This is a genomic window from Pseudomonas graminis, from assembly GCF_004364335.1.
Lineage (GTDB): Bacteria > Pseudomonadota > Gammaproteobacteria > Pseudomonadales > Pseudomonadaceae > Aquipseudomonas > Aquipseudomonas graminis_D.
In genome coordinates this window covers 91,596-107,230 of record NZ_SOCR01000001.1, presented here as the reverse complement: position 1 = coordinate 107,230, position 15,635 = coordinate 91,596, and the positions used below count along the sequence as shown (strand labels likewise).

At 61.3% G+C, this 15,635-nt stretch carries 14 protein-coding genes; 4 read left to right on the top strand and 10 right to left on the bottom strand.

The window, feature by feature from the left end; translation table 11 throughout:
- Positions 1-51 precede the first annotated feature (51 nt).
- From EC919_RS00445 to EC919_RS00430, 5 genes are all read right to left on the bottom strand, one after another.
- Complete coding sequence (locus EC919_RS00445) at positions 52-1,155, bottom strand: alkene reductase (RefSeq protein WP_133770171.1); 1,104 nt, start codon at positions 1,153-1,155, stop codon at positions 52-54.
- Positions 1,156-1,213: 58 nt separating this feature from the next.
- Positions 1,214-1,795: a TetR/AcrR family transcriptional regulator gene (locus EC919_RS00440; protein WP_133770169.1), complete on the bottom strand. Its 582-nt coding sequence runs from the start codon at positions 1,793-1,795 to the stop codon at positions 1,214-1,216.
- Positions 1,796-1,865: 70 nt separating this feature from the next.
- Positions 1,866-2,198 carry a GNAT family N-acetyltransferase gene (locus tag EC919_RS00435; RefSeq protein WP_347876975.1) on the bottom strand — a complete coding sequence of 111 codons (333 nt, stop codon included), beginning with the start codon at positions 2,196-2,198 and terminating at the stop codon, positions 1,866-1,868.
- Positions 2,195-2,350, bottom strand: coding sequence for a hypothetical protein (locus EC919_RS27625; RefSeq protein ID WP_347876974.1), 156 nt, complete (start codon positions 2,348-2,350; stop codon positions 2,195-2,197). Before EC919_RS27625 ends, EC919_RS00435 begins: the two co-directional genes overlap by 4 nt.
- Positions 2,343-3,293 (bottom strand): LysR family transcriptional regulator, encoded by a 951-nt coding sequence (locus EC919_RS00430; RefSeq protein ID WP_133770167.1) that lies wholly within the window; start codon positions 3,291-3,293, stop codon positions 2,343-2,345. Before EC919_RS00430 ends, EC919_RS27625 begins: the two co-directional genes overlap by 8 nt.
- A 130-nt stretch (positions 3,294-3,423) precedes the next feature.
- On the opposite strand from EC919_RS00430, the gene EC919_RS00425 reads away from it, so the two are divergent.
- Positions 3,424-3,813 (top strand): RidA family protein, encoded by a 390-nt coding sequence (locus EC919_RS00425; RefSeq protein WP_108119461.1) that lies wholly within the window; start codon positions 3,424-3,426, stop codon positions 3,811-3,813.
- 122 nt (positions 3,814-3,935) lie between these two features.
- On the top strand, positions 3,936-4,631 hold the full coding sequence (locus EC919_RS00420) for a tRNA (adenine(22)-N(1))-methyltransferase (protein ID WP_133770165.1): 696 nt from the start codon (positions 3,936-3,938) through the stop codon (positions 4,629-4,631).
- A 67-nt stretch (positions 4,632-4,698) separates the two neighbouring features.
- Here the strand turns inward: EC919_RS00420 and EC919_RS00415 are convergent, their stop codons facing one another.
- The 3 genes from EC919_RS00415 to EC919_RS00405 form a co-directional block, all read right to left on the bottom strand.
- Complete coding sequence (locus EC919_RS00415; RefSeq protein WP_133770164.1) at positions 4,699-6,120, bottom strand: sugar porter family MFS transporter; 1,422 nt, start codon at positions 6,118-6,120, stop codon at positions 4,699-4,701.
- A 196-nt stretch (positions 6,121-6,316) separates the two neighbouring features.
- Positions 6,317-9,013: an ATP-binding protein gene (locus EC919_RS00410; RefSeq protein ID WP_166650456.1), complete on the bottom strand. Its 2,697-nt coding sequence runs from the start codon at positions 9,011-9,013 to the stop codon at positions 6,317-6,319.
- A 221-nt stretch (positions 9,014-9,234) separates the two neighbouring features.
- Positions 9,235-10,047, bottom strand: a complete 813-nt coding sequence (locus tag EC919_RS00405) for a phosphatase PAP2 family protein (RefSeq protein WP_133770162.1) — start codon at positions 10,045-10,047, stop codon at positions 9,235-9,237.
- A 337-nt stretch (positions 10,048-10,384) separates the two neighbouring features.
- Between EC919_RS00405 and EC919_RS00400 the strand changes: the two genes are divergently transcribed.
- On the top strand, positions 10,385-11,071 hold the full coding sequence (locus tag EC919_RS00400) for a histidine phosphatase family protein (protein ID WP_133770160.1): 687 nt from the start codon (positions 10,385-10,387) through the stop codon (positions 11,069-11,071).
- Positions 11,072-11,096: 25 nt separating this feature from the next.
- On the opposite strand, the gene EC919_RS00395 is transcribed toward EC919_RS00400, so the two are convergent.
- Positions 11,097-11,390, bottom strand: a complete 294-nt coding sequence (locus EC919_RS00395; protein ID WP_133770158.1) for a winged helix-turn-helix domain-containing protein — start codon at positions 11,388-11,390, stop codon at positions 11,097-11,099.
- Positions 11,391-11,570: 180 nt separating this feature from the next.
- Positions 11,571-13,502: an LTA synthase family protein gene (locus tag EC919_RS00390; RefSeq protein WP_133770156.1), complete on the bottom strand. Its 1,932-nt coding sequence runs from the start codon at positions 13,500-13,502 to the stop codon at positions 11,571-11,573.
- Positions 13,503-13,958: 456 nt separating this feature from the next.
- Here EC919_RS00390 and EC919_RS00385 point away from each other — a divergent pair, with 456 nt between their 5' ends.
- Entirely contained in the window at positions 13,959-15,437 is a 1,479-nt protein-coding gene (locus tag EC919_RS00385) for an ArnT family glycosyltransferase (RefSeq protein WP_133770154.1), read from the top strand.
- The last annotated feature ends 198 nt before the right edge of the window (positions 15,438-15,635 follow it).

Genomic DNA, 15,635 nt, shown 5'->3' with positions numbered 1-15,635 from the left:
TTTAGCCGTTATTGAATGCGGTGCTTGAAAGCGGTGCGGTTGCCAGCGCTGTTAGTAAGTGCCCAGCGGCCAGTCGGTGTAGCCCTTGGCGCCTCCGCCGTAATAGCTTTCACGGGGGGCGATGGTCAGTTCGGCGCCGTGGCGCAGACGTGCGACCAGGTCCGGGTTGGAGATGAACAGGCGGCCGAACGCGACGGCGTCGATCTTGCCCTGGGCGCGGCGCTCGATGGCCATGTCCAGGTCGTAGTTGTTGTTGCCAATGAACGGGCCGTTGAACTGCGCACTCAGCGCATCCATGTCGACGCCTTCCGGCACTTCACGGGACGTGGCGGTCGCGCCTTCGACAAAGTGCAGGTACGCCAGATTGAAGCGGTTCAACTGCTGAATCAGGTAACCGTGCAACGCCATGACGTTGCTGTCCGGCGGCGTGTTACCCGCGTCGGGCGTTACCGGCGACAGGCGAATGCCCACGCGGTCGCTGCCCCAGATATCAACGATCGCCTGGGTGACTTCCAGCGTCAGCCGCGCGCGGTTTTCAATCGAGCCGCCGTATCGGTCGGTGCGCTGGTTGGTGGAATCGCGCAGGAACTGGTCGAGCAGGTAGCTGTTCGCCGAGTGAACCTCAACGCCGTCGAAGCCTGCGCGCTTGGCGTTCTCGGCCGCTTGCTTGTACTGCTCGATGATGCCGGGGATCTCGTCGGTCTCCAGCGCGCGGGGCATCGACACCGGGACGAAGCCGTTGGCCGTGTACGTGTTGCCCTCAGCCTGAATGGCGGAAGGCGCGACCGGGGCTTCGCCGTTGGGCTGCAGGTCGACGCTGGAGAATCGGCCCACATGCCAGAGCTGGCTGACGATCTTGCCGCCGGCCGCGTGTACGGCGTCGGTGACGATGCGCCAGCCGGCGACCTGCGCTTCGCTCCAGATCCCGGGCGTCGCCGCATAGCCGCGTCCCTGGGCCGAGATGTTGGTGGCTTCGGCAACGATCATCCCGGCGGTGGCGCGCTGGGCGTAATAGGTGGCGTGCAGTTCACCGGGCACGCCGTCTTCGTCGTAGCGGCTGCGGGTAACGGGGGCCATGACAATGCGGTTGGCCATTTCGATAGCACCCATCTGCACGGGGGAAAACAAGTCGGTTCTGTTACTGATATCAATCATTGAGAATTACTCGCATATTTGACCGGTCGTCTACCAATCTTTGAAAAAAAAGCGCCTGCTACCGAAGCAGGCGTTGGGTCAGGCTCATGGCCGTGTCGAAGGACGTGGTGGACTTGTTCACCTTCACCAGAAGGGAAGCGCCCAGCCACAGTTGATACAGGGTTTCGGCGAAGGCTTCGCTGCCTTCTTCGATGTGCAGGCTGCCGTCTGCCACGCCCATGTCCACGCAGGCGGTGATGCGCTTGATGATCTTTGCCGTGCCGGCCTCCAGCACCCTGCGCATGTCCTCGGACAGGTCGCAGACTTCCGGGCCCAGCTTGACCACCAGGCATTTGCCTTCCGGGTGATCGGTGCCCTGGGTCTCGATCCAGTAATCGAAGTAAGCCAGCAGCTTTTCGACCCCGCTGCCCGAGCGCGTCATGACGGTGTCGACGCGGCCGAGGTACTCGGAGAAGTACTCATCGAGCAACGCAGCGCCGAACTCTTCCTTCGATTTGAAGTAATAGTAGAACGAGCCTTTCGGCACGCCCGCCGCGCTCACCACTTCTGCCAGGCCCACGGCGGTATAGCCCTTGTGGGTCATCAGCGACTTGGCGACGTCGATGAGGTGTTGGCGCATTTCCAGGTTGGGTTTCTTCATAATGCGCAGCACCTTAAGACAAAACTGACCGGTCGTCTACAACGTCTCTGTCAGGTGCGATGAACGGCACTCACGTCAACCGCATGCCCATCTCAAACGCCCGCGTCTCAAACCCGAGCTCTTCATACAACCGTCGCGCATGGGTATTGAAGCCCCACACCGACAGGCGAATATCCTGGGCACCGCGTTCCACCGCCCACGCTTGCACGTGCTGGATCAGCCCACGGCCCAAGCCCTTCCCCCAGAAAACCTGGGCCACGCACACTGAGCCGATTCGCGCGAATGCCATCGGCTGCAGCAATGGCCCGCCCGCTGAAAACATCCCTGCGCTGACAAACCCCGCCGCCCGATCCCCGACAAACGCCAGGAAAATAACCTGCTCCGGATTGTTCAGAAAGCTCATCCAGTGAGGGGCATCGCGGGTGTAGTCCAGGGTTCATCCGTGTAGATATCGGGACGCTCAGCGTGGTGAATCGCGTTGAGCAACTGCCCCAGTTCGCAGATTGCCGCCACGTCCTCGGCCGTCGCTTCTCGGTAACTGATCGCTTCATCCATTGCGCGTCGCTCCTTGTTCAGTCGTTTCGGAAGATCGGCTGTTGTACCCGTCGCCCATCAACTCTACAACCCAGTCAATGAACACCCGCAGCTTGATGCTGATGTGGCGGTTGGGCGGGAAGGCCACGTACATGGGCATGGATTCCAGCTGCCAGTCCTCGAACAGCGCCACCAGCTCACCGCTAAGCACCGACGGCTGGGCCATGTACTGCGGCAGCCAGAGGGCGCCCATGCCGGCAAGACCTGCCGCGAGGTACGCGTTGCCATCGTCCACCGTGAGCAAGTAGCGGCTCTGCACCTGAACCCTTTCGCCGTTTCGCTGCAGCACCATGGGGAACAGCTGCCCGGTGCGCGCCCAGCGGTAACCGACGATGCAGTGCTGCGGGTCTTCAAGATCCCGGGGATGGCCCAGCGTGCCTACGCGCTGCAGGTAGGCCGGCGCCGCGTAGACGCCCAGCTTCAAATCGGTGATGTGCCGCGCCATCAGCGACTGGTCGGTCAGCTCGCCACCGCGGACCACGCAGTCGACGTTCTCGCCGATGAGGTCGATCATGCGGTCGCTCACGCCCAGGTCGATCTGAATGTCGGGGAAGCGGGCGTTGAAGTCCGGCAGCGCCGGGATCAGCACCATGCGCGCGAATGGACTGGGCACGTCGACGCGCAAACGCCCTCGTGGCGCAGCGGAGGCGCTGGACAGACCGGTCTCGGCGTCGTCCAGATCCGCCAGCACGCGCAGCGCACGTTCGTAGAACACCGCGCCGTCGGCCGTGACGTTGACCTTGCGTGTGGTGCGGTTGAGCAACTTGACCCGCAACCGCGCTTCGAGCTGTTGCACCAGTTGCGTCACCGTGGTCTTGCTCATGTGCAACGTGCCGGCGGCCTTGGTGAAGCTGCCGGTTTCCACGACTCGGACGAAGGCCTGCATCGCGTCGAAACGGTCCATCGCGCCACCTGATTGTTTGGGCAATGCAAACAGTCTTGATCAGGGCTGCTGGTTTATCCAGCGAATCCGTAGCCCTACAGTCTGCCCATCGAAACCACGGAGCATCCCGCTCCGCTGAAGGAGAAAGCAAATGACTGTTCGTGACGTTGTATTCCCGCCCGGCCGCCACGCGTTGTACGAGCGCAATCGCTATTCGCCGGCGATCAAGTCCGCCGGCTTGCTGTTTGTGTCGGGGCAGGTCGGCAGCCGCGAAGACGGCTCGCCCGAGCCTGATCTGCGCGCCCAGGTCCGGCTGGCCTTTACCAATCTCAATGCCATCCTCAACGCCGCCGGCTGCACCTTCGATGACGTGATTGACGTCACCGTGTTCATGGTTGACCCGCAGTCGACCTTCGAAAAAGCCTGGGAAGTGGTGCCGGAGTTCTGGGGCGAGGCGCCGCACCCGACCATCACGGCCGTCGGCGTGACCTGGCTGTATGGCTTCGATTTCGAGATCAAGGTCATCGCCAAGCTGCCTTAGTGCCCGATGCTTAATCCGCCGGCCACGTCTCAACGCAGTTGAAATCCGCGCCACCGCCCGCCAGACTCACGCCCCGTTTCGGCAGGTCGTGCCGGGCGGTGGCGAGCAAAGGGGCTGCAAGGTTGAACGAACACACATTGTCCAGGCGTCTGGAGCGCGTGGCGGCCCTGGTGCCTGCCGACGCGCGACTGGCCGACATCGGCTCCGATCACGCCTACCTGCCGGTGGCGTTGATGCGCCGCGGGCTCATTGGGATGGCAGTGGCAGGGGAGGTGGCGACGACGCCGTTCAGGGCGGCCGAGCGTACGGTGCGCGAGAACGGCTTCGAGGAGCAAATCCGTGTGCGCCTGGCCGATGGCCTTGCCGCGATTGAAGCCGAAGACGGCATCACCGCCATCACCCTCTGCGGCATGGGCGGCGAGACCATTCGCGACATCTTTGAGGCCGGCAAAGGGCGGCTCAACGGAAGGGAGCTGTTGATCCTGCAGCCCAATGGCGGCGAGCCTGAGCTGCGCCAGTGGTTGATGGAGAACGGGTATCGCATTGTCCACGAGGACATGCTGCGGGAGAACCGCTTCGACTACGAAATCATCGTCGCCGAGCGCAGCGGGCCGGTGGTGTACAGCCCTGAAGCGCTGTACTTCGGCCCGCTGTTGATGCTCGAATGCAGTCCTGCGTTTCTCGAGAAGTGGCGGCGCCTGTTGCGTTACAAGCAGCGCACGTTGGCCAACTTGCAGCAGGCGCGGCAGGCGGTGCCGGACCAGAAACTTCACGAAATCGCGCAGCAAGTGCGCTGGATCACCGAATTGCTCGGCTGAATGTGCGCGGTATAAGCCCCTCGGTCTTAACGTCCCGGACGCAAGGCCCGGGACTCGAGACCTGGCCTCAGAGCTCCTTCTTCATGTGCTTCTCGATCTGCTCCAGGGACTTGCCCTTGGTTTCCGGCAGGCACAGGAACACGAAGATCAGCGAGCCGATGTTGATCGCCGCGAACACGAAGAAGGTCGGGTTGCCGAGGGTGTCCACTGCAATCGGGAACAGGAAGGCGACCGTGGCGTTGAACAGCCACTGCATCGACACCGCCGTGCCGGTGAGCAGGCCACGGACCTGCATCGGGAACAGCTCGGACATCAGCAGCCAGTACACCGGCGAGATGCACATCTGCATGAACAGCAGGAACACCAGAATGCACGCCAGCGCCGCATAGCTCTGGGTCAGGTTCTGCGGCATGAACATCAGCACGCAACCCAGCGCCGCCTGCATCATGATCACGATGACCAGACCGGTCATCAGCAGGTGCCGACGTCCGTAACGGCCGATGGCCCAGATCCCCAGCAGCGTGGCGATGACCGACACGATGCCGTTGCCGATGGTCGCGGTCAGTGCAGCATTGGTGCCCATGCCGGTGTGTTTGAGGATGATCGGCGTGTAGTACATGAACGCGTTGACGCCGGTGAACTGCGCGGTAAAGCCAAGCCCGACACCAATCAGCAACAGCTTCAACACCCACGGCTGACGCAGCAGCTCGCGAGCGGCGACGTGCTTGTGGGCCTGCTTTTCCTGGGTTTTCATTTCCTCGACTTCGCGCTTGGCGGCGTCTTTGGTGTCGCGCAGTTGTTCGAGCACCTGCTGCGCTTCATCGAAGCGGCCTTTGGAGGCCAGCCAGCGCGGCGACGGCGGTACGAAGAACGTGCCGATCAGCAGCAACACGCCCGGGACCATGGCGATGGCCAGCATGTAGCGCCAGATGCCAGGGGTGTGCAGCAACGCCGCGAGCACCGCGCTCAGCACGTAGGCCAGCAACTGACCGCTGACGATCATCAGCTCGTTGCGGCTGACCAGCCGGGCGCGACGGGAAGGACCGGCGATCTCGGCGATGAACACCGGCACCGTGGCTGAGCCACCGCCGACAGCGATACCCAGCAGAAAACGCGCGGCGACCATGAACGGCACCGACGGGGCGGTTGCCGTGCCGAGGGCACCGACGATGAACAACAGCGACAGCATGCGCAGGGTCACGCGTCGGCCAAAGCGGTCGGACAGGTAGCCGCTGGCCAGTGAGCCAAAGGCGGCGCCGACGATCAGCGATGCGGTAATCAGCCCTTCGCTGACGGGGTTCAGGCCAAGGCCGCCCTGATCGAGCGGCAAGGTCATGAAGGGCAGAGCGCCCGCGATGATGCCCGTGTCGTAACCGAAAGCGAGTGCGCCCATGGTGGCGACAAGGACCGAGATGAAAATCAGACGACGCGGCGAAGTGCGCTGCTCGTCTGGTTGGCCTATGGCGGCGGATGGGTTGCTGGAAGACATGGAAACCTAAACCTCTCGTGGAACGGGCATTGTGCCGGTTCGCTGACGTCGTGCTTAGGGGCATGCCAGGCCTGTGAGTTCCGTGATCGGGCGAAAAAAACTGACTGATCGGTCGTGTGCCGGTGTGCCGGGCCACAGCCTCGTATTCTCGGGGTCACCGGCACCGACGGGATAAGGGGGTCAGTCCGGGCCGGATTCAGCAGCCATCCACGACGCGGCCGGTGACTGGCGTGTTGCCCCGGTGTGCCAACGTCGTGAGCATCTCGCCCACCTTTTGCGCAAAGCTGTCCATCCCGAACGGTTTGAGCAACACCGCCATGCCGTTCGGCAGTTGATCGCCACTCACCGCCGAGTTTTGCGCGTAACCCGTGACGAACAGCACGTCGAGGGAGGGCAGCAGGGCACGCGCGGCGTCGGCAACCTGCCGGCCATTCATGCCGCCGGGCAGGCCGACGTCGGTCACCAGCAGATCAATCGAGGCCATCGACTGCAGCATCTGCAAGCCTGACGGTCCGTCCATCGCTTCGTTGACCTGATAACCGCGTTCGCGCAAGGCGTCGCACATCAGCATGCGCACGTGGGGCTCGTCGTCGATGACCAGCACGGTTTCGCCGCGAGTGCCGGGCTGCGAGGGGCAGCGGGACGGCACTTGTTCGCGGTCACCTAGATAGCGCGGCAAATACAACGAAATCGTCGTGCCCATGCCGTGGGTGGACCGCGCCTGAATGGTCCCGCCGGACTGATGCACGAAGCCATGGATCATCGACAGCCCCAGGCCGGTGCCCTGGCCGATGGGCTTGGTGGTGAAGAACGGGTCGAAGATCCGCTCGAGAACCTCCGGCGCGATGCCGGTGCCGGTGTCGCTCACACTGATTTCCACGAAGTCGCCGTCAGGCAGTGGCGAGGCCACGCCTGCAGCGCTGTCAGCCGAGACGTTGCGGGTCTGCACAGTGAGTTCGCCGCCGTTCGGCATGGCGTCGCGGGCATTGAGCGTCAGATTGACCAGCGCGCTTTCCAGCTGCGGTGCGTCGATCTTGCTCAGCCACAGGTCGCCGCTGGCGATGGTCCTTATGTTGATGGACGGGCCGATCGTCGACGAGATGAGCTGACCCATGCCTGCCACCAGACGGTTGACGTCGGTGGGTTTGGGGTCGAGGGTCTGGCGGCGGGAAAACGCCAGCAGCCGTTGGGTGAGGGTGGCGGCGCGATGCGCCGAATCGTGGGCGGCGTTGAGGTAGCGGTCCAGACCCTCCATCCGGCCATTGGCGATGCGCCGCTCGATCATTTCCAGGCTGCCGATGATCCCGGCGAGCAAGTTGTTGAAGTCGTGGGCGATGCCGCCGGTGAGCTGCCCGACAGCCTCCATCTTGTGTGCCTGGCGCAGGGCCGAGTGGGCTTCTGACAATTCCCTTGAGCGGGCAAACACGCGCTGTTCAAGGGTTTCATTGGCGCTTTGCACCTGTTGAAACAACGTTGCGTTGTCGATGGCGATGGCGGCCTGAGCCGCCAGCGCCGACATCAGTTTTTCATGACGCAGCGTGAACTGCGCCGGCGCCGAGTGTCCGTAGAACAGGCCTCCGAGCACCTCCCCCGACCGCGACACGACCGACATCGCCAAGTAGCTGCGCACTGGCGCATGACCGTCGGGCAAGCCGAAGTGCGGCGAAATCCGCCCATAGCGTGGGTCGAGCAGAATGTCATCGGAACGCATCACGCCTTCAGTCAGGAACGCCGGTGCAAACACCGGGCTCGCCCGCGGGCCTGGCAGCCGGGCCAATGTCGGCGACTCGGCGCCAGACAGCGTAAAGAGGTCGAAATGATCGCGGCCGGCGCTGTGAAAATACCCGCCGATCTCGGCGCCGGTCATCTCGCGGCCGGCATCGGTCACGGTCTGTACCAGCCGCTTGAGGTCCAGTTCGAGGGCCAGTTCCGCGCTCACTCGATTCAGCGTTTCCAGCGTGCGGGTCTGCTCGCGCAAGGCCGCTTCGCTGGCCTCCAGTGCGACCCTGGAGATATGCGCTTCGGTAACGTCATAGCCTTCACAGAAAATACCCGTCACCTGGCCCGATTCATCCAGCAGCGGCTCGTAGATGAAATCCAGGTAGCGCACCTCGCTCGGGGCACCGGGGTGATTGAGCTGGATCGGCGTGCGTTGCTGAACCAGCCGTTCGCCGGTGCTGTAGACCCCGTCCAGCCACTCGTAAAACCCTTGGCCGGCCAGCTCCGGGAACGCTTCGTAGATGGTTTTGCCGACGTAATTGCGCTCGCCGAACAGCCGGGTGTAGGACTGGTTGACGAATTCGAAGCGGTGCTCGGGGCCGTTGAGAACGGTAATGAAACCGGGGGCCTGCTCGAACATCTTGCGTTGGCGGGCCAGTTCCTCCGTCCGCCGACGTTCGGCGAGGACCCGGCCAGTGACCTCGTGGCCTTGATTGAGGATGCCCGCGATGCGCCCGTTTTCCCCGCGGATGGGCGTCAGGCTGTAATTCCACCAGCTTTCCTTCACCTTGCCAGCGCGTTCCATCATCAACAGTTGATCGAACGTCGAAAAGGCTTCGGCGCTTTTGTACGCCGCCTCGAACTGCGGGCCGACGACGTCCCAGATCGCTGACCAGACTTCTTGCGCCGGGCGGCCCAGCACGGCCGGATGGCGATCCGCCGGAATCGGCGCCCACGCGTCGTTGTACAGCAGACAGAAATCCTCGCCCCAGTAGATCGCCGTCGGGAAGCTGGAATGCAGGCAAATGCTGATGGCCGAACGCAGGGACTGCGGCCAGCCCGCCGGGTCGCCCAGCGAGGTCGACGCCCAGTCGAACTCCCGGATCAGCTGCCCCATCTCGCCGCCGCCAAGGAGAAAGTCCAGGGGGCCGATTTGTACGTTGTCCGACTTCATGGGCGACTTCTCGACGCTGTAATTCGAAAAAAATGGACTTGGAACGACGGGATAGATTTCCGCGACTGGATGAACGGCAGTGGGTATGCAGACATTACTGCCGCAGCAGCGTATGACTGGTCCATTAATGGGGACCGCCTAAGCTAAACGGATATATAGCCCGAAGCCATCATTTTGCTCGGCGGTCGCCAGTGTGACAGTAATGCGGGGAGCTGTGTGGCCTATCGAGCGACGGCCGCGATGGGGGAAGGAGCCTGCGCGACGGACGTTGCAAGTTGCCGCCAGCCATAAAAGGCAAGGGCGGTGAGCAGCGCGCTGATCCACACAATCACCCCGGCCCAGAAAGTGTGCGACATAAAGTGCCAGCCTTGCAGGACGCGGGTTGTACCGTATATCGCGCCCAGAACCATCGATGCATAGAGAATCGCCCGGGCATGGCGCCATTGATAGCGGCGCGCAACGAAGTACAGCGCGACCATGGTGAAGCCGCCCGACGCATGGCCGCCCGGCCAGCAGCGACCGGCGCCGGCTTCATGGAACAGGCTGAAATTCTCGAACCACTCCTTTTTCTCCATTGTTCCGCCGTATAGCGTGGTTTCCACCGGGCAATAGATGCTGGTGTGGCTTTTGAAGAAATGGATCATGCCGGTGATGATCGCGAAGGACACGACGATAAACAGGAAGTCCCGACGGTGCCGAGCGGTGAAGCGCAACACAGGGGCGATGCGCAAGGTCTCCAGCAACCTGATAGCCCGGTCGTGCCGCCCCGGTTTCAACAGCGGCCAGGCAAACGACAGAATCGACCCGATGATGGCCGCTTCCCCCGTGAGATCGGGGATGATGCGCGGCCAGCGGTGGGTCAGGTTTTCGAACAGGCGATTGTGGCCAAAAGGGAACTCGTGGCTGGGGTAATACAGCCAGTTGCTGATGATTTCGTCCAGCGAAGTCAGGTCGAAGACCACGAAGATCGCCAGCGCAATGGCGATCGGCAAACCCAGGTTCCACGCATAAAATCTTGATCGTTCAGTTGGCACGTTCGAGTGTCCTGATAAGTGATGAAACATCAACTTCGCCTGCCGATTGCCGGCTGCTTACGGAATATAAGCGGTCACGGGTCAAGCGGCAGTGAAGGGAATGTGAAAACGCCATTCATGTTTAAAAGTCTGTGGCGTTCCATTTAGATGACGTAATGGCTTGTCCGCGCATCAAGGCCTGACAATTTCCCTGCGGCTTGGAAATGAATAACCTTCAATGACCACTGTTTTTTTCACGTGCCGTTTACCAAATAACCATGCATCGCTGTTTACGCTTCGTTTCATTCAATGACGCAGACTTACGTCTGCCGATGGGCTGAACAGTCGGAGCGACACGATGCGCGAACACATTAATGTCACGCCCGCACGCAGCGCGGGTAAGTTATTTAAAGGCGCCAATAGATTCCGTGTTCTGCTGAGCGCCGCCGCGATCGTCGTTTCGCTGCTGCTGTTGACCGGTTACACCTACTGGCCGCGTTCACCCATCGCCCTCGCCAGCGGGCAAAACATGAGCAGGGCGGGCCTGTACGAGAGCTGGAAGAAAGGCGAAGTGGTGGTGCTGGTGCGCCACGGCGAGCGCTGCGACCGTTCGGATAATGAGTGTCTTGGCCCAAAGGACGGGATCACCCGCAATGGCAGCCAGGTGTCTGCAGAAGTGGGGCGTTCGCTCAGTCAGCTGGGGTTGGCGCAGACCGATATCCTCGCCAGCCCCTCCACGCGCACGGCGCAAACCGCTGAATCCCTGTTCGGCCATCCAGTGGCGTCACAGGACTGGCTGTTTGACTGCGAGAAGATGAACCTTGCCCAGGTCATGGCGCACAAGACGAGCGACCATAACCTCGTGCTGGTCACCCATAGCGGTTGCATCAGTCAGATAGAAAGCAAGCAGGGGTACCCCCATGCCGATACCAGCGAATATGACAGTGCGGTGTTCATCTCACTGGACAAACACAGCAGGCCGGTCATCAGGGGTTTACTTAATCCGCAAGACTGGAAGCAACTGGCAATGAAAGCGGGTGATTGAAACGACGTGAGGTATCAACGACGGCTTATTTGCACAGTTGATAACCCACGCCGTACACCGTATGAATCAGCGGGAACGCAAAACCGTCATCAACGATCTTTCTGATTTGATGGACCCGCGTACCCAGACCGCCGCTCTTGTTCACGCCCAGCTCGCCCCACAGCATTTGCGCGATCTCTTCCTTGCTGACGATGTCGGGACTTCTCAGCATCAGCAGCGCGAGTATGTCGATATTGGTCGGGTTGAGCTTGAGCGATCGTTGGGCGCGGGTCGCCCGGTATTTGCTTGTGTCCAACACCAGATCCTCGACAACCAACATAGATAAAACCCGCCACTCTAAACGTTGCGCGATCCTAGACAGGCGTTTGTCAAAAATAGGTTCGGCTGCCGTGAATATCTTGTCGTCTGCCAAAGCGATCCTACTGGCTTGCGAGCGATGACTGGATGGCGCCCACTCACCGCTCGTCTGCCGTACGCGCTTACGGTCCCCGCCTGCCGATCAAGGCTTTGAGGCGTCAGGCTTCCAGTCCAGCAAATGCTGTTTGAACCCTTCGCTTGCCACCTGGTAATAGGCGATGGCGCGGGCAATCAATGGATCGGCAGAGGTTGATTGGCTTTCGACACTTTCCCCCAGCGCGTTGTCGTGGCGGCGCAGGGCCTGGCGCGGGCTGAGAATGGCCAGATCCTTGCCGTCGAACAGTCCAAGGTGCTGGTAATTACCGACCACCACCCGGGGCGGCAAGGCCGAATCGAGGAACAGATTGCGGCCAAAGAAGGTGGACTGATAGTCCAGATTCAGCAGCCCCAGCAGCGTGGGCGCGAGATCGATCTGGCTCGCCAATTGAGAGAACTCCCGGGGCTGGATCATCTTCGGCGCGTAGATGAACAGCGGAATGAGGTAGTTGTCGATGGGCAAGTCTTCCTTGCCTGCGCTGCCGGCCGTGTGGTCAGCGACGAAGACGAACAGCGTGTTGTCGAACCAGGGTTTCTGGCGGGCGCTTTCAAGGAACTTGCCAATGGCGTAATCGGTGTATTTCACCGCGCCGTCGCGACCGTTGCCGGAAGGTATGTCAATGCGTCCCTCTGGGAAGGTGTAAGGGCGGTGGTTTGAGGTGGTCATCAACTGCAACAGAAACGGTTTGTTCGCAGCGTAGTCCGCATCCGCCAGATTCAGGGCCTGCTGGTAAAGGTCTTCGTCGGCCATGCCCCAGGCATTTTTGAAATGAATGTCCTGTTCATTGACGCTGCTCTGGTCCACCACGCGGTAGCCGTTGCCGCTGAAAAAAGCATTCATGTTGTCGAAATAGCCCCGGCCGCCGTAAACAAACACGCTGTCGTAACCGACGGCGCTCAGTTGCTGCCCCAGGCTGGCGAAACCGCTCTCGCGACCGACGCGCTTGACGATGGAACGTCCGGGCGTCGGCGGAATGGACAGGGTGATGGCTTCCAGGCCGCGGTCCGTTCGTGTGCCGGTGGCGTAGAAATTATTGAAGTACACGCTTTGCTTGCGCAGCGCATCCAGGTAGGGCGTCAGGTTGCGCGTGTCGCCGTTGCTGCCCAGGTATTTGGCGCTCAGGCTCTCAATGGTCACCAATACGATGTTGGCGTTGCGCGTCGTGCCCGGGTTGTCGATCGCGCGCCGGATATCCACCGGGTCAGTGCCGACAAATCGGCTGTTCGGCTCGGCCAGCTCCCGGCGCATCTGCTCGGCGACTTGAGGGTCGGGCAGGGTGGCGTAGAACTGCTGATAATCCAGCTCGTTGTTTCGGAATGCGGCGAAAAACTGATACGGACCGTTGCTCGCCAGTTCACGCTGATAAGCATTGCCGCCCAAACCGCGAGGGTTGTCCTGATCGACGAATTGCAGGCTGACGGCCGCCAGCGCCAGCAGCAGTGCGATACCGGCCAGCCTGCTACGCAGCGGCGGTGTCGGGGCTTTGATCGTGGCCGCGACGGCGCGGCTCATGATCGCGCTCAGTACTATTGCCACGATCGCCAGGGCGGTCAGCAGTTTGCCGATGGGGTAGGACTCGAGGATGTTGTTGAGGACCTCGTCGGAATACACCAGATAGTCCACGGCGATGAAGTTGAATCTCACGCCGAACTCGTCCCAGAAGAGCCATTCGGCCACAGCGACAAACAGCATCACGAAAATACTGAGTGTCATCAGCCCTTGGAGGAACCAGCGATGCCCGCGAGCTCGCCATAAGCGTGGCGGGCAGAGCAGGACATAAATGCCCAGCGGCACGGCGGCGTAGGTCAGGAATGCCAGGTCGTAGAGCAAGCCGGTGATGAAAGTGGCTATTACCTGATTGCCGGCTTCATCCAGATGGGTGGTGAATAAAACGAGACGGGTGAGAAAAAAGAGGGCGAGCCATGTGCCGGTTGCCAACAGCAGGAATCGGGCAGGGGCCGATGAGTAAATCCGCATGTGTCTAATCCTTTGGACGGTCATATCGAGTTTGCAGTTATCTGGCGCTGCGGCGTCTTCACCGTGATTTACAGGTGCGCACATAGCGCAGACAATTTTATTGTCAATTTTTAACGGTCTTAAATACGTTTCAAATTGTCACTCCTTTGCATGGGTGCATTCAGAACAGTCATCCATGGCCTGTCGGGCGGTCGGCGTAAAAGTTATGTGGCCGGAGTGTGAAAACCCCGTCAGTGTTTAATGTTCGATTGCACACTTATAAGTGCCTGGGCGCTTTGAATTGTGGCAAAGAGTATGCCAGTGATCATCCGTAAGTGCGCGTTTGTCAGCCATCCACTGAACCACTCGGCCGGCCGATCAAGTGCTGACAGGTCGTTGACAAGCCTTCAACAAAGCGCAGCCTATACTGCCAACAGCCATCCATTGATGATTCGTTCCCCAGCCGGTATTCCCTTGATGATGTCTCGTGCGCTCTCGCTGTTCGTGCTCGTTGCTGTGCTGTTTTTCTTCGCCTTGGGCAATCACCAGCTGCAAAACTCGACAGAGCCACGGGTGGCAGGCATCGCCATGGAGATGCACCTGAGCGATAACTGGGTGACGCCGACCCTCAACGGACAGCCCTTTCTTGAGAAGCCACCCCTGAGCGTCTGGCTGGATGCGGCGGCGATCCGCGTGTTCGGGGCCACGCCCTGGGCGGTGCGCCTGGCGTCGGCGTTCGCCGGGCTGTTCAGCGTGTTGCTCCTTTACCCCATGCTGTTGCGGTTCGGCCGGCCGGCCTCTGTGGCCTGGCTGGCGGCATTCATGCTGGCGACAACGGCCAGCTTCTGGAGCAACACGCGGCAAGTGGGCGAGGACGCGTTGCTGTCCCTCGGCGTGACCCTGGCGCTGCTGGCGTTTTTCCACGCCAGCGAGGGCGCGCGACGCGGGGCGCCGGCGCTCGGTCCCTGGTTTGCGTTTACCCTGGGCCTCGTGATTTCGACCTTGAGCAAAGGGGTGTTGGGGCTGGCGCTGCCGGGCGTGGTGATCTTCTTCTGGCTGATCTTCGAAACGGTGCAATTAAAACGCCTGAAGGTCGCCGACTGGATTCGCCCGGCAGCCTTCACGCTGCTGGCGCTGGTGCCGCTTCTTGTCTGGCTCGGGTTTCTGTACGGGCAGGGCGGTACAGCGTCGTTGAAAGAGGTGCTGTGGACCAACAGCGTCGGCCGGTTCAGCGGCTCGTTCACCGAAGCCGGGCATTATGAGCCGTTCTATTACTACCTGGCGAAACTGCCGGAAGCGTTTTTGCCGTGGAATCTGTTGGTGTATCTGGGGCTTTGGCACTTTCGCAGGCAATTGATGAGCAACCGCTATCTGTTGTTCTTCAGCCTGTGGCTCGGCGCGCAATTCCTCCTGCTGACCCTGGCGTCGAGCAAGCGCACGGTTTATCTCATGTCCTTGGCACCGGCCGCTGCGGTCATTGCCGCCGAATATGCGTCGGTGCTTGTGGCGAGGGTCCGCGCGCAGGCTAAAGGTTCGACGGTTGCGGCGGCGGTGATGCGCCATCGTCGAGGGATCAGCGGGCTAGGTGTCCTGTTGGTGGTCGTCACTTACCTGGGTGCAGCGCAATGGCTGGCGCCGCGCGAGGACAGGCAGTTGTCATTTCTGCCATTGACGGAAAAAATCCACGACCTGCAACAGCAAGGGGTGCAGGTGGCGCTGTTTCAACCCAGCGAACGATTGGCGGGTGCCAGCGTGTTCTATAGCCAGAGCCTGCTCCCAAGCGTCATGGCCGGCACCGAACTGGAGCGCTTTCTGGCACCGGGCGATGACCGAGTGGTAGTGATGGAAAGCGAATCCTCGCCGCAGCCCCCGCTGCGGGTGCTCGACCGGTTCGAGATTGGAGGACGCATCTACTATTTCGTCACTGCCGCCCCGACTACGGACCGCCGTTCATGAACGCGGAGCGTTTCGGGCTGCATTCCCACGCGAAGCGTGGGGACGATCATGCATCCAGGCATCGCGTGCATTCAGTGGCGCCGGCGCCGGACACCATTGCGGGACCCGCTTTAGCCGGTAAGGCGTCATGGGTCACACCGCAAAATTGACGGTGCACCCAAGGGCCTCTTCCCGGCTGAAGCCGGTCCCACTAAAAAG

Excerpts from the sequence above, each read along its gene's own strand:
- EC919_RS00445 (WP_133770171.1), bottom strand. The coding sequence starts at position 1,155 with ATGATTGATATCAGTAACAGAACCGACTTGTTTTCCCCCGTGCAGATG.
- EC919_RS00440 (WP_133770169.1), bottom strand. The coding sequence starts at position 1,795 with ATGAAGAAACCCAACCTGGAAATGCGCCAACACCTCATCGACGTCGCC.
- EC919_RS00435 (WP_347876975.1), bottom strand. The coding sequence starts at position 2,198 with ATGAGCTTTCTGAACAATCCGGAGCAGGTTATTTTCCTGGCGTTTGTC.
- EC919_RS27625 (WP_347876974.1), bottom strand. The coding sequence starts at position 2,350 with ATGGATGAAGCGATCAGTTACCGAGAAGCGACGGCCGAGGACGTGGCG.
- EC919_RS00430 (WP_133770167.1), bottom strand. The coding sequence starts at position 3,293 with ATGGACCGTTTCGACGCGATGCAGGCCTTCGTCCGAGTCGTGGAAACC.
- EC919_RS00425 (WP_108119461.1), top strand. The coding sequence starts at position 3,424 with ATGACTGTTCGTGACGTTGTATTCCCGCCCGGCCGCCACGCGTTGTAC.
- EC919_RS00415 (WP_133770164.1), bottom strand. The coding sequence starts at position 6,120 with ATGTCTTCCAGCAACCCATCCGCCGCCATAGGCCAACCAGACGAGCAG.
- EC919_RS00410 (WP_166650456.1), bottom strand. The coding sequence starts at position 9,013 with ATGAAGTCGGACAACGTACAAATCGGCCCCCTGGACTTTCTCCTTGGC.
- EC919_RS00400 (WP_133770160.1), top strand. The coding sequence starts at position 10,385 with ATGCGCGAACACATTAATGTCACGCCCGCACGCAGCGCGGGTAAGTTA.
- EC919_RS00395 (WP_133770158.1), bottom strand. The coding sequence starts at position 11,390 with ATGTTGGTTGTCGAGGATCTGGTGTTGGACACAAGCAAATACCGGGCG.
- EC919_RS00390 (WP_133770156.1), bottom strand. The coding sequence starts at position 13,502 with ATGCGGATTTACTCATCGGCCCCTGCCCGATTCCTGCTGTTGGCAACC.
- EC919_RS00385 (WP_133770154.1), top strand. The coding sequence starts at position 13,959 with ATGATGTCTCGTGCGCTCTCGCTGTTCGTGCTCGTTGCTGTGCTGTTT.